The following is a 26,268-nucleotide window of genomic DNA, read 5'->3' on the forward strand; positions in this document are numbered from 1 at the left end:
CCATTCATTTCGGGCGCGAGTCACGCGCCGTCCTCCATCACGGGCTGGCCACCCAAGTAGGCCGCCTTCACCCGTTCGTCGTTCTCAATCTCCTGCCCCGTGCCCGTCACCAGCGTGCGCCCGAGCACCATCACCTGCACCCGATCGCAGGCGGCCACGACCATGTCGATGTGATGCTCCACGAGGATGATGGCCATGCCCCACTGTTCGGCGAGCAGCCGCAGCAGGCTCGTGAGTTCGCTCACCTCATTGGCATCCAAGCCGGCAGCCGGCTCGTCCAGCAGTACCACCGACGGTGAGCTTGCCACCGCTCGAGCGATTCCGGCCAGACGGCGGATGCTGAACGGCACTTCGCTGGGCTTGTCGTCCAGGTAGGGCTCGAGTTTGAACAGCTCGATCGCTGCCCGCGCGGACGGAGACATCCGACTGTGCGCGGGAGTGACCAGATCGCGCAGGTGGGCACCGATCCCGCCGCTCTCGTTCCCAACGATGACGTTCTCGCCAATCGTGAGGTCGTCGAACAGTTCGATCCCCTGGAAGGACCGCCCCACGCCCGCGATCGCGCGTCGGTGCGGAGGCTGTTTCGACAGGTCCACACCCCCGAGGGACACCGTTCCCCTGCTGGGGATGAAACCGGTCACGGCGTCCAGTGCGGCGGTCTTCCCGGCGCCGTTGGGGCCGATGAGACCGAGGATCTCACCGGGCTCGACGGTCAGGGAGAGCTCGTTGACTGCTTTGACCGTCCCGAACTCGACGCAGAGCCCCTCGACGCGAAGGGTCCGAGGGCTGACGCGCACCGGCGCCGTCGTGTCCGCGGGCGGCAGGGCCGCCGGTTGACGCTGTCGGGGGCGCAGCCGGCGCCCGAGTGCACCCACCGATTCGGTGATGCTCGGAATGATGCCGCTGGGCTGCAGCACGAGCGTCAGAGTCAGCATCAGTCCGCTGATCAGGGGAAGGACCTCGTCGATGCCGAGGAACCCGGCCCACGTGTAGATGATGCCGCCACTGGCGATGATGCCCGCCATCGCGGCGCCGCCGATCGAGCCGACGCCGGCGAGGATTACCGTTCCGACCAGCACCAACGACCCGAAGGCGCTGAACTCACCGAAAGTGGCGATTCCCGTGCGTTGCGTCGCAAGCACCCCGTAGAGGCCAGCGATGAATGCCGCCAGCGAGAAGGCGAAGATCTTCGTCGCCGAGACGCCGATGCCGACGGAAGCCGCGGCGCGTTCATTGTCGCGCACGGCGAGAAGACGCCTCCCCGACGGTCCGCGCCGGATGTGCACCAACAGGAACCCGACGAGCACGACGACTACCAGCACCACGGTTGCGTAGCGCGTGGGATCGATGACGGTGGAGATAGGCCAACCGAAGATGGACGGTTCGCCCGTGGAGATGCCGGCGATGCCCCCGTTGAGGTTGTTGTTGTTGAAGATCAGAGACTCGGCGACGGCCCCCAATGCCAGGGTGATGACAGCGAGATTTGCCCCGCGCGCACGGATCGCCGGAATGGCGACGAGGAGACCGACCGGCACCGCCAGTGCAGCCCCCGCGAGCATCGAGGGGATCAGCGACCAACCCCACGAGTTGGCGATGTACGCGCCCAGAAGGGCCGATACGCCTGCGAACGCGTACGGCGCGAGGTTGAACTGACCGGTGTACCCCGTGATGACGATGATCGACATCGCGATCAGGATCACGAGAGACGTCGTGGTGATCGGTCCCACCCACGCCGTCGGTCCCAGCATTGCTGCACCCAGGAGGACAACGGCGACCATGGTGATGCCGGTGCGTCCGAACCGGGCGTTCCCTACCGACGGCAGCCGTTCGTTCAGATCACCCCGGACCGGGAGGCTCCTGCCCCGCACGACCAGAAGCACGATGATCGCGACGAACGGAACCGCGTTGGCGAGTCCGGGGATGGACGTGTAACTGCTGACGACGGAGGACAGCGATCCGAGGATCAACCCGGCGATGAATGCGCTCGGAAAGGAGGAGAACCGTCCGGCAATCGAGGCTGCCAGCGCGGGAACGATCAGCATCGAGAGGTTGCCGATCTGGAGTCCGGAGATCGGGACGATGAGGCAGCCGCACAGGCCCGCGAGCCCGGCACCCAGTGCCCAGTTGCCGGTGGCGACGAGACGCGGCGAACCGCCCAGGGCCGCCACGGCGTCGGCGTTCTGCCAGACCCCGGTGGTCAGCCGACCGAACTGGGTGAACTTGTAGACGCACCACAGCGACACCGTGACCACCACGCCGATGCCCAGCACGATCAGGCGGTCGGCACCGATTGCCGCCCCGTCCCACAGCTGAATCGAATCAGCCGGGAGATAGCTCGAGACCAGACGGTCGTCCGACCCGTAGACCAGGGAGACTGCGGCCTGCAGGGTGATGAGGAGGCCGAGCGTCGCGCAGACGCGCGTCATGGTCGACCCGGTCCGCATCGGACTCATGACCGCACCTTGCACGAGCACCCCGAAGAGCGCCGCCACCACCACCACGATGGTGATCGCCAGCGGTGCGGGGATCCCGCGGTCCACATGCAGGTCGACGAAGAGGTACGCGCTGGCCATTGCGATGGCGCCGTGGGCCAGGTTCAGCACGCCGGAGCTTCGATAGATGGCGACGATGCCCTGGGCCAGAAGGCCGTAGATCGCCCCACTCCCCAGCCCGAGGACGGCGTAGATCAAGAAGTCCATGGGTTACCTTCCGCTCGCCGCGACGACGTGCAGACGTTCGATCTCGGCGAGCTTGTCTCGGTAGTCGAGGGAGTCGCCTTCCAGGGCGAGCGTCCCCTGACGGAGTACGACGAATCTGTGAGACAGGTCGAGGGCGCGCCCGATGACTTGTTCGACGGCCAAGACGGCCGTACCCCGCATCGCCGTGGTGCGCAGAAGCGCCCAGACCTCCTCGACCGCAAGCGGTGACAGTCCTTGCGAGAGCTCGTCCACCAGCAGGATCTTGGGCTTGCGACTGAGCGCTCGGACGACGCTGAGCAACTGCTGCTCGCCGCCTGAGAGAAGCCCGGCACGCCGATTGATGAGGCGGCCGAGGACCGGCGCCTCACCAATAACCTCATTCACGTCGACCTTCGCGAGGCGGAGATTGTCCCGGACGGTGAGATCCGGGATCAGCGACCGATCGTCGGCGATGTAGGCGAGGCCCGCCCGTGCCCGTCGATGCAGCGGACCCTTGGCCACTTGACCGTCGAACCACACCTCGCCGGACAACGGCTTGAGCAGTCCGGCCAGTGTGCGCAACAGAGTGCTTTTCCCTGCCCCGTTGGGTCCGAGCAGGGCGACGATCTGCCCCGGAGCGATCGTCAGGTTCAGATCCCGCATCACGGCCAGATCGCCGTAGCCGGCTGAGAGGCTCTTCGCCTCCAGAACCGCCGCCCGGAGGGGCTCCCGCGCGGGGAGCCCCTCCGGCAGCACGTTGTTGTCTGCGGTCGTCATCTTCGAGTCACTTTGTCGCGTCGACGAATCCGTCAGAGAATTCCTCGCGAACGCCGTCCTTCGTCACGAAGGTCATGACACCCATTCCGGTGAGTCGTTCTGCACCCTCCAGCGGCCCCGGCTTCGTGAACGTCAGGACGGTGTCACCCGTGAGCCCTCGCGTGTCGAGGGACTCCGCGGAGTCCAGCGCCTCGATGAGCTTGGCCCCGGTCGGGGAATCCATTCCCGTGACCAGGTCCGCGATGATGTGCACGGCAAGCCACGTCGCCGCCGAGACCGAATCCTGCTTGGCCTCAGGGTCGTGCTCAGTCAGCGCCGAGACCCACTCCCCAGCCTCGGGATCGCTCGGCGGCCGGATGTTGGCGACGGTGTACAGGTTGTCCGCGAGGGGACCGAGCTCCTCGATGTCCGCCGGGTAGAAGTTGCTGTTGGACGTCGCGAACACGCCCTCATATCCCTGCTGGCGCAGGCTCTTGAGGATTCGCGGTGCGTCTCCCGGGTTGCATGCACACACGGCGCCATCGGCTCCGAGCGCGACGACCTGGGCCGCTGCTGCGGACATGTCAGGGGCGCCCAGATCGATCCGGACCGTACCGGCGACCTCGCCGCCTGCGGCTTCGACCCCCCGTTCGGCGAAGTCGCCGACGTAATCGGCTTGGGCGTTGTCCGGCTTGATGATCGCGACCCTCTCGCCGCCCTCTTCCACGGCGATGCGGCCCGCGGCGAGATGGAGTCCGGCAAGACCCGAGGTGAGCGGGTAGGACAGGGGGTTCTGCGTCTGATCGGGCGAGTTGCCCGACAGCGCGAGGAATGGAATCCCCGCGCCCTCGATGGCGGGCCACAGCTGCGGCGTGAACATGTTCAGGGCTCCGACGAAGGCCACGACGCCCTCGTCCGCTCCTGCCTGCACACATGCCGCGGCCTTGTTCGGGTTGAACTCGTCGTTGCATTCGATGATCTCGATCTCGCGACCGTCGACACCGCCCGCGGCGTTGATCTCCGCGGCGGCCGCCTGCGCACCGGCCGCCGACTGCGCGAAGGACATCGTCGGGCTCGACAGCGTCTCGGTCACCATGATCTTGATCGGCTCATCGGAGACCGCCGAATCCGCCGGTTCCCCGGCCGCATCCCCGCCGCCGCACGCCGTCAAAGCGAGCGTCGCCGCCAGCGCCGACCCCACGACGAGATTCCGTGCTCTTTTCCCCATCACACTCTCCTGACTGTTTGATTCCCGCCCTGCGGGCGGTGGTTTCTCATGGACCGGTAATTCGCTGTGACGGTGCACCCGTCGTGGTCCACCACGACGTGGAGCACGGTGGTCCCGCCTCGTCGGTAGGCCGCCTCGATCGCGGCCACAACGCAGACGAGGGGAGTCGGGCGGCGTGGATCGGGCTGCGCCCGGACGGGGCACTCGCCGCGGCCTCGACGACCTGCGCGGCGTCCTGATCCATCCATCGCTGCAGCTGCGGGGCCGAAGTCCGGGGTTTCGCTGCGATAGCGTCCACGAGCTGGGGAACGATCGCCCGAAGGCCGTTCGCGCAACGTCGGCGATTGCCGATCACGTTTCCTCCTTTGGAAAGCCAGCGCTCGTTAACTTATATAACCGTCCTAATGAATACAAGGATTAAGTACAAACTATTCTTCCGTTGGTCTGGAAGGTCGTCGAACGAGCGCGGCGAGCGCAAGGTCCCTCCGATCGCCCAGAGCCTCAACGACGGCGCGGCGGACGGCGCACCGCGCTCGACGAGCTGAATGAGAACCCGGCAGGAATACGCTCCCCATGACGATCACGCGGTCCACGGCGACATCCTGGAAATGTCCCGCAGAATGTCCAGTTCGCCCTACGCGCGCGGCCGCGCCTGGCAGTCTTGAAGGACGCGACGAGGAGAAGCAATGAAGCAGCGCACTCTGGCAGGACGACAGGTTTCGGCGATCGGCCTGGGCGCCATGCCGCTGTCGATGAACAACGACAAGCAGTACCCGTCGTTCGAGGATGCCGTGGCAACCGTGCACGCCGCCCTCGACGCGGGCGTGACGCTCATCGACACGGCCGACATCTACGCCCCCGATGGCGAAGAGATGGGGCACAACGAGCGCATCGTCGCCGAGGCGCTGCGGACATGGGACGGGGATTCTTCGAACATCTTCGTCGCGACCAAGGGTGGCATCACGCTCGGGGAAGGGGGAGCCAAGGGACGCGACGGGTCGGAGGCCTACCTGCGCTCGGCCGTGGAGAAGTCACTTGAGATCCTCGGCGTCGACCAGATCGACCTGTACCAGTACCACCGTCCCGACCGCACCCGTGTGTACGCCGACATCATGACGGGACTGAAGTCGTTGCACGACGACGGCCTCGTCCGCGCGATCGGCATCTCGAACGCGAGTGTCGAAGAGATCCAGATCGCTCTCGACGTGCTCGGCGAAGGCAACCTCGCCAGCGTCCAGAACGAGTTCTCGCCGAAGCATCCGGGAAGCATCGACGAATTGCGCTTCTGCGCCGCTCACGACATCACCTTCCTGCCGTGGAGTCCTCTCGGCGGTACCGGCGGCGGCGCCAGCAGCGTAGGCGACCGGTTCTCGGCCTTCCGCGAAGTCGGCGATGCGCACGGGGTCAGCCCACAGCAGGCCGTGCTGGCGTGGGAGCTCGCCCTCGACCCGCACGTCATCCCGATCCCCGGTGCGCGGCGTGCGGCATCCATCACGGACTCCGCGAAAGCCGCCGACCTGGAACTCACCTCTGAGGAAGTGACTCGGCTGTCGGAATCAGTGGCGATTTTCGACTGACGCAACGGTGTGCTGCGACCGGCACCTGATCCACGCTGACTCCCACATCGCCGGCAGGGCTTGCTCGTTATTGGGTCAGCTCGCGATTCAACCGGTCCAGCAGTGCCTCGAGTGAGACTTCGAATTCCTCGTCGGTGCGGTCTTCACTGAGGAGGGTTCGGAGGCGTTTCACTTCGGGTGCGGCCTCCAGACTGACCTGCCCGTCGCCTTCGGGGATGGTGGCGTCGCCTTCGTCGAGAGGTTCTTCGACCGGGCCGGTTTCCGCGCCGCGCACGGCTGATTCCAGGAGCAGTTGGCCGAGCAGGAAGCTACTGAAGGACCGGTAGGCATCCACGGCCTGCTGGTCGGTGAACCCGTGCCCGATGAGGGTGCCGAGGAACGTGTCGACCACTTCGACGCTGCGAAGCGGGGGGCGCAGCCAGGGGGCAGCCGGGTGCCGGGTGGCGACCAGCGGAAACGCGAGCGGATGATCAATCGCGATCTGGCGGACGTGGTGGGCGACGGTTTGTAGGAACCCCTGCCAGTGTTCGGCGAGCTCATCGTCAAGATCGGAGGTCAGGTTCTCCATCAGCAGCGCCACCACCCCCTCCAGCAGATCCTCTCGCCCGTGTACGTGCCGGTACAGCGACATCGCCTCAACACCGAGCTCCTGCGCCAAGGAGCGCATCGACAGCCCCTGCGCACCACGCCGGTCGATCTGGGCAAGCGCGGTCTCGATGATCAGGGCCCGGCTCAGGCGACGGGACTGCGTACCCGTCGGCTTCTTCGTCACCCGGACGCTCATGGCACCTTCCCTCCCACCGCACGCAACCCCCCTCGCCAAGTCAGTCCCGGGGCTGTACTGTCACGCTAGCTTGCTTACGGTGTAAGCGGGCAGGTGGCCGGACCGCACGTTTCGACACGTGCGGCTCCGACGCCCCGACCCAAGGGATCGACACAATGGCAAACAATCGCACTCACAACCCCGACAGCGCCGCCGCGCGCCCGATCATCACGGACCACAATGACGACGCCGCGAAGGAGTCGCTGATCGGCACCGAACGGGGCGGCCGCACGGCGAACGTGTCGTGGGGGTCCATCATCGCCGGGGTGGTGACCTTTCTGGCCGTCACCATCCTGCTCTCGCTCGTCACCGCCGGCATCGGCCTGGGCGGCTCGGGCATCGGGGCGACCATCTGGAGCGTCATCGCCCTGGTGATCGCCCTTGCCGCGGCAGGTTTCGTCGCCGGCGCACTGGCCGTGCGCAGCGGGCTGCTGCACGGATTCTTGACCTGGGCGACGTCCCTGGTGGTCGCTCTCGCCCTGACTGTGTGGCTCAGCGCCAGCCTGCTCGGCGGCGTCGTCAGCTCCGCCACCCAGGCACTATCAGGGACCGACGTCACCCAGGTCGTCGAGGACGTGCAGAGCAACGTCGACGAAGAAGAAGCGCAGGAGCAGACCGATGAGGCGCTGCAGGACGCGCAGCAGACGGCGGAGGATGCCGCTGCGACTGCTCAAGCCGCCTCGTGGTGGGGCTTCGCCGGCCTGCTGCTCGGTGCGGTGATCGCGGCCCTCGGCGGGATGCTCGGCGTGCGGAGCGTCGTCAAGCGTGACCCCGACACGACTACCGTGCCGGTCACCACAACCCGGTGACACGACCCGGTCGCGGGCCCCGCGCCGGTCTCAACACGTACGAACAAACGAACGATAGGAAGCAGTCATGATCAGCACAGAAAACATCGGCGGTCTCATGGGAGCAGCGGTGATCGACTCCGACGGGGAGAAGATCGGCACGCTCGAGCAGATCTACCTCGACACCGATACCGGGGCGCCCACCTGGGCGGCGGTGCGCACCGGTTTCTTCGGCACCTCGGGGTCCTTCGTGCCCCTCGACGACGCCAACCAGGAGGGCGAGAACCTCCGGGTGAGCTACGCGAAAGAGTTCGTCAAGAACGCACCGCGCATCGACGCGGACGGGGCACTGGAGCACGCGCAGGAAGACGAGCTGTACGTCTACTACGGCAACGGTTCCCGCAACACCGGCGCCGCTGAAGGCACCGGTACCGTCCGTGACGCCAGTGACGAGGCGGTGAACACGAGCACCGGGTATGACACGTCCGGTCCGACCACCGACGATGCGATGACCCGGTCCGAGGAGCGCCTCCGCGTGGGCACCGAGAAGGTTCAGACCGGTCGCGCACGGCTGCGGAAGTACGTCGTCACCGAGGAGAAGACCGTCACTGTCCCCGTGAGCCATGAGGAAGTACGGCTGGAACGCGAACCCATCACCGACGCCAACGTCGCGGATGCCATGGACGGGCCAGCCATCAGCGAGGAAGAGCACGAGGTCGTCCTCACTGAGGAGCGGCCCGTCATCGCCAAGGAGACCGTTCCGGTCGAGCGTGTCCGCCTGGGAACGGAAACCGTGACCGAGGAGGAGACGGTCACCGAGCAGGTTCGCAAGGAACAGATCGACTACGACGACGGCACGAACCGCGCCGACCGCGCCTGACCACTCAGTCAGCCCGAGCAACCACGAAAGCCCGCGGATTCCGCGGGCTTTCGTGGTTATGCGCTAGTCCTAGACCGGCGCCATGTCGGTGAAGCGCGAGAAGTGACCCTGGAACGCCAGCTCAATGGTCGCGGTGGGACCGTTACGGTGCTTTGCGACGATCAGGTCCGCCTCGCCGGGTCGGGTGTCCTTGTCGTAGACCGAGTCGCGGTGCAGCAGCATGACCATGTCGGCATCCTGCTCGATCGAGCCGGACTCACGAAGGTCACTCACCTGCGGCCGCTTGTCGGTGCGCTGCTCGGATCCACGGTTCAACTGTGACAGCGCGATCACGGGTACCTGCAGTTCCTTCGCGAGCAGCTTGAGGGCACGCGAGAACTCGCTGACCTCCTGCTGGCGGGATTCGACCTTCTTGCCGCTGGTCATCAGCTGCAGGTAGTCGATGATGACCATCTTCAGGCCCACACGCTGCTTGAGCCGCCGGCACTTCGCGCGGATCTCGACCAGCGTCATGTTGGGGCTGTCGTCGATGTACAACGGGGCGTCGTTGATGCGGCCGCGGGTCGCGGCGATCGTGGTCCAGTCGCGGGAGTCCAGCGTGCCCTTGCGCATGTTCTGCAGCGGCACGGCGCCCTCGGCGCTCATCAGGCGCATCGCGATCTCGCTGCGCCCCATCTCGAGGGAGAAGACGATGGTCGGCATGTTGTTCTTGATCGCCGCCGCCCGGGCGAAGTCCAGCGCGAGCGTGGACTTACCCATGGCGGGGCGGGCGGCCACCACGATCATCTGGCCGCCGTGCAGCCCGTTGGTCAGCTCGTCCAGCTGCGCGAACCCCGTGGGGATGCCGGTCATCGAGCCGTCGCGCCCTCGCGCGGCCTCGATCTCGTCGATCGCCGAGGTGACGGCGATCTCGAGTGGCACGTAGTCCTCGCCGGTCTCGGCGCCGGTCACGGCGTAGATCTCGGCCTGCGCGTTGTTGACCAGCTCGACAGCCTCGCCCTGACCGGAGTAGCCCATCTGCACGATGCGGGTGCCGGCTTCGACCAGGCGGCGCAGCAGTGCCCGCTCGGAGACGATGGATGCGTAGTAGCCGGCGTTGGCCGCCGTCGGCACGATCGAGGTGAGCGAGTGCAGGTAGTCGGCGCCGCCGGCGCGCTGCAGCTCACCGGTCTTGATCAGCTCATCGGTGACCGCCACGACGTCGGTGGGCTCGCCGTGCGAGTAGAGGCTGAGGATGGCCTCGAAGATCAGTTCGTGCTTGGGGACGTAGAAGTCGGCACCGCGCAGTGTCTCGATGACGTCGGCGACGGCATCCTTGGACAGCAGCATTCCACCCAGCGCACTCTGCTCCGCGAGGGTGTCGTGCGGTGGGGTGCGCTCGTGTTCACGGCGTCCGCCGAGACGTTCGTCGGAGATATCAGCGATCGACACGCGCGCGTACCTCCGTCGGGTTTGGGGGGAATGTCGGGGTGGGACGAACTCACGCTATGCATGGCCACCGACACACGCAACTGAGCCTGTGGATAACTCTGTGGAAAGCCTGCGCGAAACGCCGCCTAGCCTGTGTACAACACCTGTGGAAAACGCCCGGGATGACGTGGAGGGTGAACACTGATCCTCCGTTTGACCTGGCCTTTTTCTTCCCACAGCCTGTGGATGAGTTTGTGGTTGAAGTGCATGTTGAAGGTTGGGGACGGTTGCGGGGTTATACACAGCCTCGGTGTGGAATCAGCGACGCAAAAACCCCGCCAGGGGCGCAAAAAACGGATGCCGTGAACCCGAAGGTCCACGGCATCCGTCTGTTGCTACCGCTTACTTGGCGGCAACCACCTGCAGCGTGATCACGGCGGTGAGGTCGTCACGGAGGCGGATCGTCGCCTCGTGCTCGCCCACGGCCTTGATCGGGGAGGTGATGTGGATCTTGCGCTTGTCCAGCTCGCCGAGCCCGGCGGCCTTGACCGCGTCAGCGACGTCACCGGTCTTGACCGAACCGAACAGGCGACCCTCGGCGCCGGCCTTGACGGCCAGACGCACCTTGGTCGACTCCAGCGAGTTCTTCAGGGTCACGGCCTCTTCGTGGTCGTGGATCGCGCGCGACTCGCGAGCGGCGCGGATGGACGCCACCTGCTTCTCGCCACCGCGGCTCCATGCCACTGCGAAGCCCTGGGGGATGAGGTAGTTGCGGGCGTACCCGTTCTTGACCTCGATCACGTCACCGGCGCTACCGAGCCCGGCGACCTCATTCGTGAGAATCAGCTTTGCCATATCGGGACCCCTTACCGGCCAGCGCCGGCGTAGGGCAGGAGCGCCATCTCGCGTGCGTTCTTGATCGCCTTGGCGATCAGACGCTGCTCCTGCACCGAAACCCCGGTGATACGACGGGCGCGGATCTTCCCACGCTCCGAGATGAACTTGCGAAGAGTGGCGACGTCCTTGTAGTCAATGACGCCGACACGGATCGCCTTCGCGGGGGCCGCGTTCTTCGCGCCCTTCCGCGGCTTGCGGCGGTCGCCGCTCGACTTTCCAGCCATGGTGTTTCCTTACGAGAGTTGGTGATCCGAGGATCAGAAGGGTGTGTCGTCGCCGTAAGCGCCGGGAGCGCTCCACGCGTCGGGAGTTGCCGAACCGGGCGTTGCCCAAGGCTCGTCGGCGACCTGCTGCTGCGGGCGGGACTGCTGTCCGCCCCCGCCGCCGCCGGATGCGCCGCCGCCTCCGCTGTTGCTGCTGGTACGCGTGACCTGAGCGGTCGCGTAACGCAGCGACGGGCCGATTTCATCGACCTCGAGTTCGATCGAGACGCGGTTCTGCCCCTCGCGGTCCTGGTAGGAACGCTGCTTGAGGCGACCACTGGCGATGACCCGCATGCCCTTGGTGAGCGAACCGGCCACGTGCTCGGCAAAGTCGCGCCAGACGCTCGCGCGGAGGAACAGCGCTTCGCCGTCCTTCCACTCGTTCGCCTGACGATCGAAGGTGCGCGGCGTCGACGCGATCGTGAAGTTCGCGACGGGCAGTCCGCCCTGCGTGTAACGCAGTTCGGGGTCTGCCGTGAGGTTTCCCACAACGGTGATGAGAGTCTCGCCAGCCATGGTGATTACGCCTTCGGGGCCTTCGCGGGCGCGGCAGCCTTGCGGGCGGCCTTCGCGTCGGAACGCTCCTTCTCGGCAGCGACCAGAGCCATGCCTTCTTCGGCGCGCAGAACCTTGGTACGCATGATCTGCTCGCTCAGCTTCAGCTGGCGGTCAAGCTCCTGCGTGGCCTCGCTCGTGGCCGTGAAGTTGACGACGGCGTAGACGCCCTCGGTCTTCTTCTCGATCTCGTATGCGAGACGACGGCGACCCCAAATGTCGACGTTGTCGATCGTGCCCCCATCATTGGTGATGACCTTGAGGAACTTCTCAAGGTTAGGGGCGACGAGACGCTCGTCGATTTCTGGGGTGAGGATCACCATGAGTTCGTACTGGTGTGTGTGCGTCACTGACCCACCTCCTTCGGACTAGAACGGCTTCCGAGCATTTCTCGAAAGCAGGAGGGTATGTGCACGTGTCCGGCCGTACGCGCGCAGGGGCGCTGGACAGACAACCTGGACAGTCTAGCGGATGCCGCTGAGCGACGGCACCGCAGGATTCCGGGCCGGCGGCGCGCGGCATCCTGTCCCGTCCTGCGCCGCAACTTCGGAGAACGACAGTACGTCGGATGCCATCACGCGCAGGGGTCCGAAGAACTGCAGATCCCCGACGAACTGGCGGGTGGATGCCGGGACGCTCGGGAGCACGAATACTCACTCGGCAGCGTGAATACTCACTCGGCGGCGTGAATACTCACTCGGCAGCGGCGGCGGGGACGGGACGGGGCGGGGCGGCGGATAGCGTGGTCGCGAACAGGGAGACCCGATGACACCGCCCGCGACATCCGTGCCGCTCGACGTCCGACCGCTCACCGAGCGGGTCGACCCCGGGGTCGCCCGTGCCCGCGCGCGGCAACTTATCAGCGAGGGACGCGCCCCCGAGATCGCCGTCGGCCGCGGGGTGCAGGCGTTCCTGATGATCATGGGCTTCGTGCTCTTCTGTACCGGGCTGTACGTAGCCTCATCCTTCGTCGCGGTGCTCGGCGTGCTTTGGATGGTCGGCGTCTCGCTCACCACTGCGCTCGTTTCGATGCAGGCGGTGAACTACTACCGGTTCGAGCGCTTCGCCGCGGCCAACGGCATGGTCTGGGACGCCGCCGTGCACGACCCGAGGATGCCGGGCATGATCTTCGCCGCCGGCAGCGTTGGCGTGTCCCACAACGTCATGCGGATCGAGCACCCGCGGCGAATCGAAGTCGCCAGTTATCGGCGCCTCACCAACACCGCGGGCCTGCGGGACGTGAAGGCCTGGGGGTATGTCGCGGTGAAGCTGGGCTCGCCGCTGCCGCACATCGTGCTGGATGCCGTCGGCAACGAGAGCCTGATGAGCTCGAGCCTCCCCGCCACCTTCGACGCGCAGCAGCGCGTGAGTCTCGAGGGCGACTTCGACCGCTACTTCACGCTGTATTGCCCCACCGGCTACGCGCAGGACGCCCTGTACCTGTTCCCGCCCGACATCATGGCCCGGTTCATCGACAACGCCGCGGCCCTGGACGTCGAGATCATCGACGACTGGCTGTTCCTCTACTCAAGGCGGGAACTCTCCACCCTCGACCCTGCGACCTGGCAGTGGTTGTTCTCTGTCATCGACGCGCTGCTGGGCAAGCTCGCGCAGTGGGAGCGCTGGCGAGACGACCGCCTGGGCGTGCCGGCTGCCAGAACGCCGCGAGCGATCGACGCCCGCGAGGCGCCCCGGGTCATCCCCGTCCTCGCGCCGCCGCCACTCGGCGTCGCCGCGACGGGACGACGGCTGCGGCGACACGTGCCCTGGACTGCGATCTGCGCGATGGCCACCGTCGGCGCGATCGGTATTGTGTGGCAGACCGGCCTTTTCGACAACCTCGGGGAGCTCTTCCGATGACCACGCCTGCGGCATCCGTGCAATTCGATCCGCGCGCGCTCAGCGAGCCGGTCGACCGGGCGACCATCATCGCCCACAAGAAGCACCTCATCGCCGCGGGCCGCGCGCCGCGCGCTGGCGAGATATCGGTGGCGACGGTGGTGACCATCGTCGTCGTGCTGTTGATCGCCGGCAGCTTCGCCTCCATGGGCGGGATCTTCTTCAGCTTCATCGCGGCCGGCGGTGGGCTCTTCGGCCTGTTCTCGCTCGTGCCGATTCTCATCCTGGGCGGGGTGATCGCCATCGTCGTGGTGATCGCCGTGCGGTCGTCGCACACCGCCGCCGAGCGCTGGTACCGCCTCGACCGGTTCGCGGCGGCCAACGGCCTCACCTGGTACCCCGAAGTGAAGGCGCCCGGGTTGCCGGGCATGATCTTCGGGCAGGGGGACGGGCGGACCGCAACCGACATCCTCCGTGGCGAGCAGCCGCGGTTCGTGGAGTTCGCAAACTACCGGTACACGACAAGCTCGGGCAAGAACACGCAGACCCACCGGTGGGGCTACATCGCGATCAAGCTGAACGCCCCACTGCCGCACATCGTGCTGGATGCCGTCGGTAACAACGGCATGCTGGGATCGAACCTCCCGACGTCGTTCGACAAGGGACAGCGGCTCAGCCTGGAGGGCGACTTCGACCGCTACTTCACGCTGTACTGCCCCGCGGGATACGAGCGCGACGCGCTGTACCTGTTCACCCCCGACATCATGACCCGCTTCATCGACAACGCCGCGGCGCTGGATGTGGAGATCGTGGACGACTGGCTCTTCCTCTACGCCAGGCGCGACTTCTCGACCTTCGACCCCCGGATGTGGGCGTGGCTGTTCTCCGTCGTGGCGACCCTGCTCGACAAGCTCGAGCAGTGGGAGCGGTGGCGCGACGAGCGGCTCGTGGCACCGATGCCCGCACCCGCACTCGATCACGGGCACGCCCAAGCCCAAGGGCACGCCCAGTACGCGCAGGCGCATGCGGCGGCCGGTGGCGCTCAGGCGCTGCCGTTCACCGCGCCGCCCGGCGTGCTGCAGCCGCCGCCCGGCGTCTCCCCGACCGGACGACGCTTGCAGCGCCGCGTGCCGTGGGCGACGATCATCATCCTCTCGGTGATCGGCGTCGTCTGGCTCGGCCTGCAGATCGCCATGTCCGGCATCTTCGGCGTCTTCGGATGACGGGTCCGGCTGTGGCACCCGTGCCGTTCGATGCCCGACCGCTCACCGAACGCGTGGACCGCGCGGCTGTCCGCGCGTTCGCCAAAGAGCTGCACAAGTCGGGGCGCGCCCGCAACGGGGAGGGGGCCAGCCTGATCCTCCTCGCGGTAGCCGTCGCGTTCTTCGCCGGCATGCTGCTCCTCGACGTGACGACAGGGTTACCCCTCAACGCCGGCCTCTTCTTCCTGTGGTTGCTGACGATCGCCCTCGGCATCGCCGCGGTCGGGATGTTCATCTTCGAGCGACGCGCGGCGGCGCGGCGCTACCGCCTGGACCGCTTCGCGCGGGCGAACGGGATGAGTTACGTGCCGGAGGCGGCGAACACGCGGTTGCCGGGGATGATCTTCGGCATCGGATCCAACCGCCGCGGCCTTGACGTGGTGCGCAGTGAGGAGCCTCGGGCGGTCGAGTTCGGGAACTACGTGTACACCACGGGCGGCGGCAAGAGTCGCAAGAGCTACCGGTGGGGCTACGTTGCCGTCAAGCTCGATGTGCCGCTGCCGCACATCGTGCTGGATGCCACCGGAAACAACGGCCTGTTCGGATCCAACCTGCCCACGACCTTCCAGAAGGATCAGCGCCTCAGCCTGGAGGGCGACTTCGACCGGTTCTTCTCGCTGTACTGCCCGGCCGGATACGAGCAGGACGCCCTGTACTTGTTCACCCCCGACGTCATGGCGCGCTTCATCGACAACGCGGCCGAACTCGATGTCGAGATCGTCGACGATTGGCTCTTCTTCTTCACCAAGCGGGACGCGTCCTCCACCGACCCGGCGACCTGGGCGTGGCTGTTCGGCGCAGTCGGGGCGGTGCTGGACAAGCTCGCGCAGTGGGAGCGGTGGCGCGACGACCGGCTGAGCACTACGGCTACCGGGCACGCCGCGGCGGGCAGCATGGCCGCGACCTGGCTGCCGTTCGCCGCTCCGGCGGAGCTGCTGCGGCCGCCGCCCGGAGTCGCCGCACCGGGTCGGCGCCTGGCGACGAGCTTCCCGTGGCTGGCGACCATCGGCTGCGTCGCGCTCGCCCTGGTGTGGCTTGCCCAGCTGTGGCTCGACTGACGCCGTCGTCGTCGCGCTTCGCTAACCTGGGCACCATGCTGGAATCCGCTCGATGAGCACCCCCGTGGCGCCCGTGCCGTTCGATGCCCGACCGCTCACTGAACGCGTGGACCGCGCGGCCGTCCGCGCGTTCGCCACACAGCTGCACAAGTCGGGGCGCGCCACCAACGGGCTGGCATCCAGCCTCATCGCCCTCGCGATACTCGTCGCGCTCTTCGTCGGCATGATGGTCCTCGAAGCCGTGACGACAGGGGCATCCTTCAACACGGGCTTTTTCCAGGTGCTGACAGCCTGCGTCGGCATCGCCGTGCTCGGCATGTTCATCTCGGAGCGACGCGCGGCGGCGCGCCGCTACCGCCTGGACCGCTTCGCGCGGGCGAACGGCATGAGCTACGTGCCGGAGGTGGCGGGCAAACGATTGCCGGGGATGATCTTCGACATCGGCTCGAGCCGCCAAAGCCACGACGTCGTGCGCGGTCAGGAGCCCCGGTTCGTCGAGTTCGCGAACTATGTGTATACGACCGGTTCCGGCAAGCATCGCAGAACCCACCGCTGGGGATACGTCGCCGTCAAGCTCGATGTGCCGCTGCCGCACATCGTGCTGGATGCCACCGGGAACAACAGCCTGCTCGGCTCCAACCTGCCGACGACGTACCGCAAGGATCAGCGACTGAGTCTCGAAGGCGACTTCGACCGCCACTTCGCGCTGTACTGCCCCGAAGGGTACGAGCCGGACGCGCTGTATCTGTTCACCCCCGACGTCATGGCACGGTTCATCGACAACGCGGCCGCACTGGACGTGGAGATCGTGGACGATTGGCTCTTCCTCTATACCAAGCGGCCCGTCTCCTCGACCGACCCGGAGACCTGGGCGTGGCTGTTCGGCGCCGTGGGGGCCGTGCTCGACAAACTCGACCAGTGGGAGCGCTGGCGCGACGACCGGCTGCAGACCGCGGCCACCGGCAACCACGCCGCCCTGGCGGGCACGCCCATTGCGGCGGGCGGCACGACCGCGGCATCCCTCCCCTTCGTCCCTCCCGCAGGGCTCCTGCGCCCGCCTCCGGGTGTCGCGCCCCAGGGACGCCGTCTGGCCCGAGGGTTCCCGTGGCTCGCGGTCGTCATCACGGCCGTGATCGCGGGGGTGTGGCTCGTGGACGTGTTGGGATTCGGCGGATGGTAAAGGTGTCCCACCGGGAGTCCGTTATCGAGCGGCTGATCCCGCCGGGAGATCAGCAGACGAAATGAAGTCGGCTCATGCCAAGACGCCCGTAACGTTCCCCCTGAGCCGGTATTGCCGGACCCTCGGGCTGGCCCAGGCGGCGTTCGGCGGTGCCGCCCTGGTCGTCGCGTTCGCCCTGGTCGCCTGGTTCGTGCTGCTCCTCCTGGACGAGAACAGCATCATCGCGATTCCCAGCACGTTGCAGGAAAAGCTGGTCCCCGTCGGCTTGGCAGCCCTCGCCGCCTTGGCAGCGTGCTCCCTTCCTCTGGCCGTGCTGTACTCGGCGTGGACAGCAGCCGGCCGCCGGGATCTGCTCCGCGCGGCCAGCACCGGGTTGCACAGCAACAGGCCGAGCGACCGGCAGATGCGGTGGTTCCTCAAGGACACCCACCCCTGGGAGACCGCGGTCAGGTGCCTGCAGGTGTGGGCGATCCTGGGCACCTTGGCGGGTGGCGTCGCCGCCGCCACGATCTACGTCGGGAGTCGCCCTGAAGAACAACCGCTGGGACACGCGATGCTCGCGCTGGCGGTGGTGTCCGCGGTGATCACGGCCACGTGCGTCCCCGTCATACGCAGGCTGATGGTTCTGGGCGCGCAGTATCAGAAGAGACGTGAACAGCGCTGGCCGCTACCGGAGCGCTCGACTCTCAGACAGGCGCTCAGCAGGGACACCACTGGAAACGGCGACATCGGCGTGGTGCAGTAGCCCGACTGTTCGTGGGTGGCCGCAGGTCACCGTGCCGGCCCGAGCCCAAGCCCGAAGTACGAGAAGCCGGCGCCGCGCCCAGGTACGACGTCGATCGTGATGCGCCCCCGCGCCCGCACCGCATCCACCCCCTCCCGGCATCCGCCCCTGACCCCACCCCACCACCCGCTGAAACGACAGCTGGTCGCCGAGACCCTGGGAAGTTCCCATCGTCTCGGCGACCAGCTGTGGTCTCACGGTCTGGGTGGTGGGTCAGGGGCGGGCGGCCCACCACTCGCGCAGGCGGCGCTCGGCCTCGGCCTCGTCCACCAGACCCTCGTCCAGGCGCACGTCCAGCAGGAACCGGTACGCCTCGCCGACGGCGGGTCCGGGGCGGATGCCGAGGATCTCCTGGATCCGGTTGCCGTCCAGTGCCGGGCGCATCGCTCCCAGCTGCTCCTGCTCGGCGAGCTCGTCGATGCGCCGCTCGATGTCGTCGTACGCCGAACGCAGCCGCGCGGCCTTGCGCTTGTTGCGGGTGGTCACGTCGGCGCGGGTGAGGATGTGCAGGCGATCCAGTTCGTCGCCGGAATCGCGCACGTACCGCCGCACGGCGGAGTCGCTCCACGCCCCCTCGGCGTAGCCGAAGAAGCGCAGGTGCAGCTCGATGAGCTTGGTGACCGAGCCGATCGTGTCGGAGTCGAACCGCAGCGCCTGCAGGCGCTTGCGGGCCAGGCGCGCACCCTTGATGTCGTGGTGGTGGAAGGTGACCCCGCCGCCGTCCTCGAGCCGCCGGGTGGCCGGCTTTCCGATGTCGTGCAGCAGTGCGGCCAGGCGCAGCGGCACGTCGGGCGTGGCATCCGGGTGCCGTTCCCGCTCCAGCTCGATCGCCTGGCGCAGCACGGTGAGCGAATGCTCGTAGACGTCCTTGTGGTGGTGGTGCTCGTCGACCTCGAGGCGCAGTGCCGGCACTTCGGGCAGGAACAGCGCCATCAGGCCGGTGTCGACCAGCAGCCGGATGCCGCGCGTCGGGTCATCGGCCTGCAGCAGCTTGACCAGCTCGCCCTGAATGCGCTCCGGGCTCACGATCGACAGCGTCGGGGCCTGGGCCGTCATCGCCGCCACCGTCGCCTGATCGACGTCGAAACCCAGCTGCGCGCTGAAGCGAGCGGCTCGCAGCATGCGCAGCGGGTCGTCCCCGAAGCTGATGGCGGGGTCGATGGGCGTGCGCAGCACGCCGGTGATGAGGTCTTCGACGCCGCCGGTGGGGTCGACCAGCGCGGGCCCCGGCAGCCGCAGCGCCATGGCGTTGACGGTGAAGTCGCGTCGGGCGAGGTCGCCCTCGAGGTCGTCACCGAATGCGACGACGGGCTTGCGGGTGGTGCCGTCGTATTCGTCGGCGCGGTAGGTGGTGATCTCCACCTGCTCGCCGCGCACCCGCGCGCCGATCGTGCCGAATTCGCGGCCGATGTCCCAGTGGGCGCTGGAGATCGGCTTGACGATCCGCAGGATGTCGTCGGGGCGCGCGTTCGTGGTGAAGTCGAGGTCGTTCGTGATGCGGCCCAGCAGGGCATCGCGGACCGGTCCGCCCACCAGAGCCAGCTCGAATCCGGCATCCGCGAACGCCGTCGCCAGGGTGTCGACCACCGGCGACGCGGCGAGCTCGCCGATGCGGACGAGGCCCTCGGCCATATTGAGCATGCGGTCGAGCCTACCTAGCGCCACCGGGGCGCCGTGCTCACGCGAACGTCAGGAACCCGGTGAACAGCAACTCCCGCACCCGCGGGAGCAGGTCGGCGCGCAACGCCGCGGCATCCACCTCGAGCAGCTGCGCGATCGCGCCCATGAGCACGCCGACGCTCAGGTCGCCGTCGCACGCGCCGACCAGTCCAGCCAGCGCCGGGTCGACCTCGAGCGTGCGCCCGAACCCGCCGCCCTGGCGCAGTTCGATCACGCTGGGCGCCTCCGCCCCCGGAAGGTGATGGCGCGCCTCGGTCACGTCTGGCGCGACCTGCAGCACCGAGGCCGCCAGCTGATCGTCGTCCAGCCGGCTGAGCCGGTCATGCGCGTCGAGGGCCGCCTGCAGATGCGGGCCGAGCGGCCCCGGCACCGCCTGCGTCACCCGCTCGTACCGTGCGAGAGTCGGCACGGCGGGTGCCGGTCGGTGCAGCAGCACGTATCCGAACCCGACCGCCGTCACCCCGCGCGCCGCGAAGTCGTCGAGCCACGCATCGACCAGGCGCGTGAACGCCGGTCCCGGTGTAGTGCCGCCGTCGCGGATCCACAGCTCGGCATAGGCCAGCGGGTCGAGCACCTCGCGCTCGACGACCCATGCGTCCAACGGAATATCGGATGCCGCGACCCACTGCCGCACGCGATCGAGCCCATCGACGCCATCGCGGTACTCCCAGTTGCCGAGCAACTGCGCCACCCCACCGGGAGCCAGGAGCGGCCCCACGCCCGAGACGAAACCGGCGACGAGCGCATCGCCGACGAGCCCGCCGTCGCGGTACTCGTAGGCCGGAACACCCTCGGCGCGGGGCGTGATCACGAAGGGCGGGTTGGACACGATCCGTTCGAACTGCTCGCCCGTGACCGGTTCGAACAGGCTCCCCAGCCGCACCTCGATGCCGTCGACGCCGTTGAGCTGCGCGTTCAGCTGCGTGAAGTGCAGCGCCCGCTCCGACACATCGGTCGCGACGATGCGGTCGGCATCGCGGCGGGCGCGCAGGGCCTGGATGCCGCACCCGGTGCCGACGTCCAGCACCCGGCCGACACGCCCGGGCAGCTGCAGACCCGCCAGCGTCAGGGACGCGCCGCCCACACCGAGAACATGCCCCTCCGGGAGGGGTCCGCCCAGCGCCGCCTCGTCGAGGTCGCTGGCGATCCACCACTGCACCTCGCCGGCGGCATCGGAGAATTCCTGCGGCCGGATGAGCGCGCGCGGGGCGATCAGTCCGTCTGCCGCGGCAGCTGCCAGGTCCAGTGCGGCGAGCCCCGCCGCCGTCGTGCGGGGCAGGGCCGCCTCGACCGCCGCTGCCTGCTGCGGCCGGCCGAGCACGAACAACCGGGCCAGCACCGCGAGGGCGTCGTCCCGGCCGGCGAGCGCCCGTTCGGCGGGGCCGCGCAGACCGCGCGCGATCGCGGCATCCGCCGCTTCGCCCCACGCCTCGCGCAGGGCGTCGGCGGTGAAACCCGCACCCCGCAGGTCGGCTGCCAGGGCGCGGCACACAGCGGGATCGGGAGGAGTCGGCATGCTCCCATTCAACCGTCATCGGGCGGATCGCCCGGACGTTCGGGATCCTCGGAGGGCGCTCGGCCTAGAATCGGGCTGATCGTGCGGTCATGAATCGCACCCGAGCCGAAGCCCACCATGACCGACATCCCCGCCGCCCCACGCCGTCCGTGGCTGGTCGCGCTGCTGACCGCACTGCTGGTGCTGCTCACGGTGGCGCCCGGCCTGACCGCCGCTGCCGTCCCGACAGCCCCTGCGGCCACGTCGGCCGCAGGCAGCCCCGACCCCGACCCGAGCGGGACGCCCGAACCGGCTCCGGGCGTGGTCGAGCTCATCCTGTCTCCGATCGGCGACGGTGCCCTGCCCGCCGGGTCGGCGCTGACAGTGTCGGCGACGGTGACGAACGGGACCCTGATGGACATTCCTGCCGCCGAGATCGTTCTCGAAATGGGGACGACAGCCCTCCCCGATCGCGCAGCCCTGTCGGACTGGGTCGCCGGCGATGGCCGCGGCCGCGACCTGGAACCGGCCGGCACCACCCTCGTCGAAGCCGTGGCGGCCGGTGACCGGGACACTGTCGGCATCACCGTCGCCGCCGACAGCCCGCTCCTGGCCGGTCGCGCCCCCGGCGTCTACCCCCTGCGCGCGACCGCCACCAACGCCTCAGGGACCCTGGTCACCACAAGCGTGGTGGTGATCGCCGACGACGCCGTGGCGGAGGTCGGAGTGGGCGTTGCCGTCCCCATCACCGCGCCGGCGCTCGAGGAAGGGCTGCTCTCCGCCGAAGAGCTCGTCGCGCTGACCGCCCCGGAGGGCGGACTGACCGCGCAGCTGGAGTCAGTGGCGGGTACCAGCGCGATCCTTGCCATCGACCCCGCTATCCCCGCCGCCATCCGTGCCCTCGGCACGGCGGCACCGGAGGCCGTCACCGCGTGGCTGCAACGACTGGAGCAGCTCCCCAATGAGCGGTTCGCGCTGCAGTTCGGCGACGCCGACGTGGCCGCGCAGCTGAACTCGGGTCTGCCGCAGCCGCTTGCTCCCACGAGCCTGCAGCCCTACTTGGAGGCGGACGACTTCGTTCCGGATGCCGACGCCACCCCGACCCCGACCCCGACGCTCGACCCGCTGACACCCTCCGAGCCCAGCCCGACCCCGACGCCGACGCCGACGCCGGGCGCCCCGGAGTACCCGACTCTGGAAGAGCTGCTGTCCGTCGGCGGGAGTCGCCAAGGCGTGTACTGGCCGTTCACCGGCACCGCCAACGCCCCCGTCGTCGCAACGCTGGGCGGCCTCACCACCGACGACCAGGCCTCGCTCACGCTCATCCCCTCGGCCACCACGACCCAGGGGGCAAACGACGCGACCCTGGCTGCGCACGCCCGCGCCGATGCGGCATCCGTACTGGTGTACGACTCGGCGATCTCAGACGCACTGCGCCGGGCGTCGCAGCTGGAGGAGAGGGCACTGCGCGCGGCGACCCTCACCGAGGCCACCGCGCACCTCGCGTTCGCGGTGCAGGAAAGCGGCGGCCGGCCGCTGCTGGTGACGCTGGACCGTGCCGACGGTCGTTCCCGCCTCGCGATGTCGATGGCACTGTCGACCGTGGATGCCGCGCCCGGCGTCGTCCCCGCGACCCTGCAGAGCCTCGTCTCGGGCGAGCCTGCCGCGGTTTCCATCGCCGATGTGGCCTCCGATGAGGCCCGCACCACCGCCGTCACCGACCTCCTCGCGGATGAGGCGGCGCTCACCGACTTCGCCACGATCCTCGACGACCCGACCGTGCTGACCGCGCCGGAGCGCGCGGGGATGCTGCAGATCCTCGGGAGTGCCTGGATTGCGGATGCCGAGGCGTGGCAGGCCGCCCTCGCCCGGCACCGAGAAGCGACAGTGCAAACGCTGGGTTCGGTGAGCATCCCGCAATTGACCGACATCACGCTCGTGGGTCAGAACGTGCCGCTGCGCATCTGGGTGCGCAACAGCCTGGAGTGGCCGGTCAACGTCGTCCTCATCGCCCAGCCCTCGGCGCCGCGTCTGCTCGTGCAACGGGCCTCGCCCGTGCGAGCGGAGCCCGAAGCCAACACGCGCATCGAGATCCCCGTCGAAGCGCGTGTCGGCAACGGCGAGGTCGATCTTCGCCTCGAACTGCTCTCGCCGAGCTACATCCCGATCGGCACCGCCCAGACCGCGACGGTGCTGGTGCGCGCCGACTGGGAGGTGATCGGCGTCGCCGCCCTCGCGGTGGTCGTCGGGGGTCTGCTCGTGATCGGCTTGTGGCGCACGGTACGCCGGCGCCGCCGCGCCAGGGCGGACCACGCCGCAACACCACAGATAGACCAGGCTGACCGGCCCGGCGAGGACGGACAACGATGAGCATCGGCCGGGCAAGCGTCATGATCGGCGCCGGAACGCTGGTCTCCCGCGTCACCGGCCTGCTGCGCTCCGTCGTGCTGGTGACGGCCGTCGGGACCGCGATGGCCGGCGACGCGTTCGTCGTGGCGAACCAGCTCCCCAATGCGATCTTCCTCATCGTGTCGATGGGCATCCTCACCGGGGTGATCGTGCCGCAGATCGTCGCGGCCGGCCGCAGCGAAGACGGCGGTGAGGCGTTCATCTCCAAGCTCATCACCCTGGGTTCGGTGGTGCTGCTGGGCATCACGGTGATCGCCGTCGCGTGCGCGCCGCTGCTGGTGTCGCTATACGGCGGCGGATTCTCCCCGCAGCAGCACGCTCTCGCGACGGTGTTCGCCTACTGGTGCCTGCCGCAGATCTTCTTCTACGGCCTCTACGCCCTGCTGGGTGAGACGCTCAACGCCCGCCGCGTTTTCGGGCCGTACACCTGGACGCCGGTCATCAACAACGTCGTGTCGATCATCGGCTTCGGCACCTTCATCCTCATCTACGGGACCTACGCCGGCGTCGAGGGGTGGGATGCCGCGATGATCGCACTGATCGCCGGCACCGCAACGCTGGGCATCGTGGTGCAGGCCATCCTGCTGCTGTTCTTCTGGCGCCGCACCGGCCTGCATCTGCGCCCGGACTTCCGCTGGCGAGGTATGGGCCTGGGCGTCATCGGGCGCCTGGCGAGCTGGACGTTCCTCATGGTTCTCGTCGGCCAGCTGAGCGCGATCGTGCAGTCGAACGTGCTGTCGGATGCCTCGGACGCCGGGGCGGCAGCGAACATGGTCACCGGCAACGCAAACCTCATCTTCATGCTGCCGTATTCGATCATCGTGCTGTCCATCGGCATCCCCTACTTCACCCAGATCAGCGAGCATGCCGCTGACGGCCGTATCGACGACATGCGACGCGACATCGACACCAGCATCCGCTCCATCGGAGTGCTGATCGTGGGCGCCACCGCAGCGCTGGCCGCCGCAGCGGTGCCCGTCTCGCGCATCTTCACGAACGACGCGGCCACCGCCGTCGAAGGCGCACTCGTGCTGGGCGGCTATCTCGTCGGCCTTATCCCGATCGCGGTGCTGTTCACGATTCAGCGTTCGTTCTACGCACTCGGCGATACCCGCACGCCGTTCCTGTTCTCGCTCGCGCAGGCAATCATCGTGGCGGTCACCGCCGTGCTGGCCGCCACCCTGCCGGTCGGTCTGACAGCCGCCGGCGTAGCCCTCGGGCAGTCTGTGGCGCTGACGGTGGCGTTGGTGATCGCGGCGGTGCTGCTGCGCCGTCGGCTGGGGCGCATCGGGGCGGGCCACTGGCTGCCGGCGCTGGGACGCTTCATCCTCGCCGCGCTGCCCGCCGGTGGGGCCGGCTGGGCGCTGTTCATGATGTTCGGCGCGCAGGACAGCTGGATGGTGGCGGACAAGCTGCAGGGTGCCCTCGGGACCATGCTCATCGGTGCCGTCGTCGCCGCGGTCTATGTCGGGATCCTCGCGCTGCTCCGCGCCCCCGAACTGCAGGTGGCGCTGGGCCTGGTGCGCCGCGTGCTTCCCGGCAAACGCTGAGCCCGACCTGAGCGGATCCGGTGCGCCCGGGGGCACCCGGAATGCACCGCGGCTAGCATGTGTTGAGGCATGAGCGGGTAATCCTCACCCGCCGTCGAAGGAGCAGCACACGTGCGTCAGGTCATCATCATCGGGTCGGGTCCCGCCGGCTACACCGCCGCCATCTACGCGGCGCGGGCCAACCTCGAACCCCTCGTCGTCGCCAGTTCCGTCGAAGCCGGCGGAGAGTTGATGAACACCACCGATGTGGAGAACTTCCCCGGATTCCCCGAGGGCATCATGGGGCCGGACCTCATGACGAAGATGCAGGAGCAGGCCGAGCGATTCGGCGCCGAAGTGCTCTATGACGACGTTGTGTCGCTCGACCTGGACGGGGACCTCAAGACGGTCACCCTCGGCAGCGGTGCCGTCCACCAGGCCGAGTCGATCGTCTTCGCCACCGGATCGGCGCCCCGCAAGATCGGGATCGAGGGCGAGTCCCGCCTGTCGGGGCGCGGCGTGTCCTACTGCGCCACGTGCGACGGGTTCTTCTTCCGTGAGAAGGTCATCGCCGTCGTCGGCGGTGGCGACTCCGCCATGGAGGAGGCGACGTTCCTCACCAAGTTCGCGTCGAAGGTCTACGTGATCCACCGCCGCGACCAGTTGCGAGCCTCGAAGATCATGCAGGAGCGCGCCTTCAAGAACGACAAGATCGAATTCGTGTGGAACAGCGACGTCGTCGACATCCTCGGTGACGACGCGGTGACCGGTGTCGTGCTGGAGAACACCGTCGACGGCTCCCGCCGCGAACTCCCCCTCGACGGCGTGTTCGTCGCGATCGGCAATGACCCGCGCACCCACCTCGTGCACGACAAGCTCAAGCTCACGCCGGAAGGCACCGTGTGGGTCCACGGCCGGTCCTCGCGCACCTCGGTGCCCGGCGTCTTCGCCGCCGGCGACGTGATCGACCCCACCTACCGCCAGGCTGTCACGGCAGCCGGCAGCGGCACGGTGGCGGCCCTGGACGTCGAGCACTTCCTCGCCGCGCGCGGTGAGGCGTCCCTGCCCGAGACGGACGCGGCGCAGATCGACGGACTCCCCGACGCCGCCACAGTCGGCGCCTGACGGAACAATCGGCCGCACGTCGGCGTTACCTCACAGACAGACTTCCGAAGGA

23 protein-coding genes are annotated in these 26,268 nt (G+C 68.1%); 11 read left to right on the forward strand and 12 right to left on the reverse strand.

The features are described 5' to 3' along the window. Positions 1 to 20: 20 nt before the first annotated feature. From QNO11_RS16085 to QNO11_RS16095, 3 genes are read right to left on the reverse strand one after another with little or no spacing between them, the layout of a single operon-like run. Entirely contained in the window at positions 21 to 2,699 is a 2,679-nt protein-coding gene (locus tag QNO11_RS16085; RefSeq protein ID WP_257507264.1) for an ABC transporter permease subunit, read from the reverse strand. A 3-nt stretch (positions 2,700 to 2,702) separates the two neighbouring features. Continuing rightward, a complete protein-coding gene (locus QNO11_RS16090) occupies positions 2,703 to 3,455 on the reverse strand; it encodes an ABC transporter ATP-binding protein (RefSeq protein ID WP_257507263.1) in 753 nt (250 codons plus the stop codon). A 7-nt stretch (positions 3,456 to 3,462) separates the two neighbouring features. Beyond that, the gene (locus QNO11_RS16095; RefSeq protein ID WP_257507262.1) at positions 3,463 to 4,662 is read right to left on the reverse strand and encodes an ABC transporter substrate-binding protein; all 1,200 of its coding nucleotides are present in this window, start codon (positions 4,660 to 4,662) and stop codon (positions 3,463 to 3,465) included. Between the two features lie 686 nt (positions 4,663 to 5,348). Between QNO11_RS16095 and QNO11_RS16100 the strand changes: the two genes are divergently transcribed. Continuing rightward, on the forward strand, positions 5,349 to 6,239 hold the full coding sequence (locus QNO11_RS16100; protein WP_257507261.1) for an aldo/keto reductase: 891 nt from the start codon (positions 5,349 to 5,351) through the stop codon (positions 6,237 to 6,239). A 67-nt stretch (positions 6,240 to 6,306) separates the two neighbouring features. Here QNO11_RS16100 and QNO11_RS16105 read toward each other — a convergent pair whose 3' ends face one another. Continuing rightward, complete coding sequence (locus QNO11_RS16105; RefSeq protein WP_285169546.1) at positions 6,307 to 7,023, reverse strand: TetR/AcrR family transcriptional regulator; 717 nt, start codon at positions 7,021 to 7,023, stop codon at positions 6,307 to 6,309. A 155-nt stretch (positions 7,024 to 7,178) separates the two neighbouring features. Here QNO11_RS16105 and QNO11_RS16110 point away from each other — a divergent pair, with 155 nt between their 5' ends. Both QNO11_RS16110 and QNO11_RS16115 read left to right on the forward strand, forming a co-directional pair. Further along, the gene (locus QNO11_RS16110; protein ID WP_257507259.1) at positions 7,179 to 7,871 is read left to right on the forward strand and encodes a hypothetical protein; all 693 of its coding nucleotides are present in this window, start codon (positions 7,179 to 7,181) and stop codon (positions 7,869 to 7,871) included. Between the two features lie 67 nt (positions 7,872 to 7,938). Further along, positions 7,939 to 8,730: a DUF2382 domain-containing protein gene (locus QNO11_RS16115; RefSeq protein WP_257507258.1), complete on the forward strand. Its 792-nt coding sequence runs from the start codon at positions 7,939 to 7,941 to the stop codon at positions 8,728 to 8,730. Positions 8,731 to 8,799: 69 nt separating this feature from the next. Here QNO11_RS16115 and dnaB read toward each other — a convergent pair whose 3' ends face one another. The 6 genes from dnaB to QNO11_RS16145 form a co-directional block, all read right to left on the reverse strand. After that, positions 8,800 to 10,161 carry a replicative DNA helicase gene (gene dnaB, locus QNO11_RS16120; protein ID WP_257507257.1) on the reverse strand — a complete coding sequence of 454 codons (1,362 nt, stop codon included), beginning with the start codon at positions 10,159 to 10,161 and terminating at the stop codon, positions 8,800 to 8,802. A 381-nt stretch (positions 10,162 to 10,542) separates the two neighbouring features. Then, positions 10,543 to 10,995, reverse strand: coding sequence for a 50S ribosomal protein L9 (rplI, locus tag QNO11_RS16125; protein WP_257507256.1), 453 nt, complete (start codon positions 10,993 to 10,995; stop codon positions 10,543 to 10,545). A gap of 11 nt (positions 10,996 to 11,006) precedes the next feature. Continuing rightward, on the reverse strand, positions 11,007 to 11,261 hold the full coding sequence (gene rpsR, locus QNO11_RS16130; protein ID WP_133541417.1) for a 30S ribosomal protein S18: 255 nt from the start codon (positions 11,259 to 11,261) through the stop codon (positions 11,007 to 11,009). Positions 11,262 to 11,294: 33 nt separating this feature from the next. Beyond that, entirely contained in the window at positions 11,295 to 11,816 is a 522-nt protein-coding gene (locus tag QNO11_RS16135) for a single-stranded DNA-binding protein (RefSeq protein WP_257507255.1), read from the reverse strand. A 5-nt stretch (positions 11,817 to 11,821) separates the two neighbouring features. Further along, positions 11,822 to 12,178, reverse strand: a complete 357-nt coding sequence (gene rpsF / locus QNO11_RS16140) for a 30S ribosomal protein S6 (RefSeq protein WP_257507716.1) — start codon at positions 12,176 to 12,178, stop codon at positions 11,822 to 11,824. Positions 12,179 to 12,319: 141 nt separating this feature from the next. Continuing rightward, positions 12,320 to 12,502: a hypothetical protein gene (locus QNO11_RS16145; protein ID WP_257507254.1), complete on the reverse strand. Its 183-nt coding sequence runs from the start codon at positions 12,500 to 12,502 to the stop codon at positions 12,320 to 12,322. Positions 12,503 to 12,620: 118 nt separating this feature from the next. Here QNO11_RS16145 and QNO11_RS16150 point away from each other — a divergent pair, with 118 nt between their 5' ends. The 5 genes from QNO11_RS16150 (at position 12,621) to QNO11_RS16170 (ending at position 17,939) form a co-directional block, all read left to right on the forward strand. Then, on the forward strand, positions 12,621 to 13,715 hold the full coding sequence (locus tag QNO11_RS16150; RefSeq protein WP_257507253.1) for a hypothetical protein: 1,095 nt from the start codon (positions 12,621 to 12,623) through the stop codon (positions 13,713 to 13,715). Continuing rightward, complete coding sequence (locus QNO11_RS16155; protein WP_257507252.1) at positions 13,712 to 14,917, forward strand: DUF3137 domain-containing protein; 1,206 nt, start codon at positions 13,712 to 13,714, stop codon at positions 14,915 to 14,917. Before QNO11_RS16150 ends, QNO11_RS16155 begins: the two co-directional genes overlap by 4 nt. An 11-nt stretch (positions 14,918 to 14,928) precedes the next feature. Beyond that, positions 14,929 to 16,014 carry a hypothetical protein gene (locus tag QNO11_RS16160; RefSeq protein WP_308211101.1) on the forward strand — a complete coding sequence of 362 codons (1,086 nt, stop codon included), beginning with the start codon at positions 14,929 to 14,931 and terminating at the stop codon, positions 16,012 to 16,014. Positions 16,015 to 16,066: 52 nt separating this feature from the next. Then, the gene (locus QNO11_RS16165) at positions 16,067 to 17,194 is read left to right on the forward strand and encodes a hypothetical protein (protein ID WP_257507250.1); all 1,128 of its coding nucleotides are present in this window, start codon (positions 16,067 to 16,069) and stop codon (positions 17,192 to 17,194) included. Between the two features lie 61 nt (positions 17,195 to 17,255). Continuing rightward, a complete protein-coding gene (locus QNO11_RS16170) occupies positions 17,256 to 17,939 on the forward strand; it encodes a hypothetical protein (protein ID WP_257507249.1) in 684 nt (227 codons plus the stop codon). A gap of 252 nt (positions 17,940 to 18,191) precedes the next feature. Here QNO11_RS16170 and QNO11_RS16175 read toward each other — a convergent pair whose 3' ends face one another. After that, positions 18,192 to 19,619 carry a CCA tRNA nucleotidyltransferase gene (locus QNO11_RS16175; protein WP_257507248.1) on the reverse strand — a complete coding sequence of 476 codons (1,428 nt, stop codon included), beginning with the start codon at positions 19,617 to 19,619 and terminating at the stop codon, positions 18,192 to 18,194. A 37-nt stretch (positions 19,620 to 19,656) separates the two neighbouring features. Beyond that, positions 19,657 to 21,174 (reverse strand): DUF7059 domain-containing protein, encoded by a 1,518-nt coding sequence (locus QNO11_RS16180; RefSeq protein ID WP_257507247.1) that lies wholly within the window; start codon positions 21,172 to 21,174, stop codon positions 19,657 to 19,659. 117 nt (positions 21,175 to 21,291) lie between these two features. Between QNO11_RS16180 and QNO11_RS16185 the strand changes: the two genes are divergently transcribed. The 3 genes from QNO11_RS16185 (at position 21,292) to trxB (ending at position 26,216) form a co-directional block, all read left to right on the forward strand. After that, positions 21,292 to 23,523, forward strand: a complete 2,232-nt coding sequence (locus QNO11_RS16185; protein ID WP_257507246.1) for a DUF6049 family protein — start codon at positions 21,292 to 21,294, stop codon at positions 23,521 to 23,523. A gap of 20 nt (positions 23,524 to 23,543) precedes the next feature. Next, complete coding sequence (gene murJ / locus QNO11_RS16190) at positions 23,544 to 25,112, forward strand: murein biosynthesis integral membrane protein MurJ (RefSeq protein WP_502883241.1); 1,569 nt, start codon at positions 23,544 to 23,546, stop codon at positions 25,110 to 25,112. Positions 25,113 to 25,223: 111 nt separating this feature from the next. Next, positions 25,224 to 26,216: a thioredoxin-disulfide reductase gene (gene trxB, locus QNO11_RS16195; RefSeq protein WP_257507244.1), complete on the forward strand. Its 993-nt coding sequence runs from the start codon at positions 25,224 to 25,226 to the stop codon at positions 26,214 to 26,216. Positions 26,217 to 26,268 lie beyond the last annotated feature (52 nt).

Source organism: Microbacterium sp. zg-B96 (genome assembly GCF_030246865.1).
In the GTDB taxonomy this organism is placed as follows: Bacteria; Actinomycetota; Actinomycetes; order Actinomycetales; family Microbacteriaceae; genus Microbacterium.

Coding starts and splice junctions, on each gene's coding strand:
- QNO11_RS16085 (WP_257507264.1), bottom strand. CDS start 2,699: ATGGACTTCTTGATCTACGCCGTCCTCGGGCTGGGGAGTGGGGCGATC.
- QNO11_RS16090 (WP_257507263.1), bottom strand. CDS start 3,455: ATGACGACCGCAGACAACAACGTGCTGCCGGAGGGGCTCCCCGCGCGG.
- QNO11_RS16095 (WP_257507262.1), bottom strand. CDS start 4,662: ATGGGGAAAAGAGCACGGAATCTCGTCGTGGGGTCGGCGCTGGCGGCG.
- QNO11_RS16100 (WP_257507261.1), top strand. CDS start 5,349: ATGAAGCAGCGCACTCTGGCAGGACGACAGGTTTCGGCGATCGGCCTG.
- QNO11_RS16105 (WP_285169546.1), bottom strand. CDS start 7,023: ATGAGCGTCCGGGTGACGAAGAAGCCGACGGGTACGCAGTCCCGTCGC.
- QNO11_RS16110 (WP_257507259.1), top strand. CDS start 7,179: ATGGCAAACAATCGCACTCACAACCCCGACAGCGCCGCCGCGCGCCCG.
- QNO11_RS16115 (WP_257507258.1), top strand. CDS start 7,939: ATGATCAGCACAGAAAACATCGGCGGTCTCATGGGAGCAGCGGTGATC.
- rplI (WP_257507256.1), bottom strand. CDS start 10,995: ATGGCAAAGCTGATTCTCACGAATGAGGTCGCCGGGCTCGGTAGCGCC.
- rpsR (WP_133541417.1), bottom strand. CDS start 11,261: ATGGCTGGAAAGTCGAGCGGCGACCGCCGCAAGCCGCGGAAGGGCGCG.
- QNO11_RS16135 (WP_257507255.1), bottom strand. CDS start 11,816: ATGGCTGGCGAGACTCTCATCACCGTTGTGGGAAACCTCACGGCAGAC.
- rpsF (WP_257507716.1), bottom strand. CDS start 12,178: ATGGTGATCCTCACCCCAGAAATCGACGAGCGTCTCGTCGCCCCTAAC.
- QNO11_RS16150 (WP_257507253.1), top strand. CDS start 12,621: ATGACACCGCCCGCGACATCCGTGCCGCTCGACGTCCGACCGCTCACC.
- QNO11_RS16155 (WP_257507252.1), top strand. CDS start 13,712: ATGACCACGCCTGCGGCATCCGTGCAATTCGATCCGCGCGCGCTCAGC.
- QNO11_RS16165 (WP_257507250.1), top strand. CDS start 16,067: ATGAGCACCCCCGTGGCGCCCGTGCCGTTCGATGCCCGACCGCTCACT.
- QNO11_RS16170 (WP_257507249.1), top strand. CDS start 17,256: ATGAAGTCGGCTCATGCCAAGACGCCCGTAACGTTCCCCCTGAGCCGG.
- QNO11_RS16175 (WP_257507248.1), bottom strand. CDS start 19,619: ATGCTCAATATGGCCGAGGGCCTCGTCCGCATCGGCGAGCTCGCCGCG.
- QNO11_RS16180 (WP_257507247.1), bottom strand. CDS start 21,174: ATGCCGACTCCTCCCGATCCCGCTGTGTGCCGCGCCCTGGCAGCCGAC.
- QNO11_RS16185 (WP_257507246.1), top strand. CDS start 21,292: ATGACCGACATCCCCGCCGCCCCACGCCGTCCGTGGCTGGTCGCGCTG.
- murJ (WP_502883241.1), top strand. CDS start 23,544: ATGATCGGCGCCGGAACGCTGGTCTCCCGCGTCACCGGCCTGCTGCGC.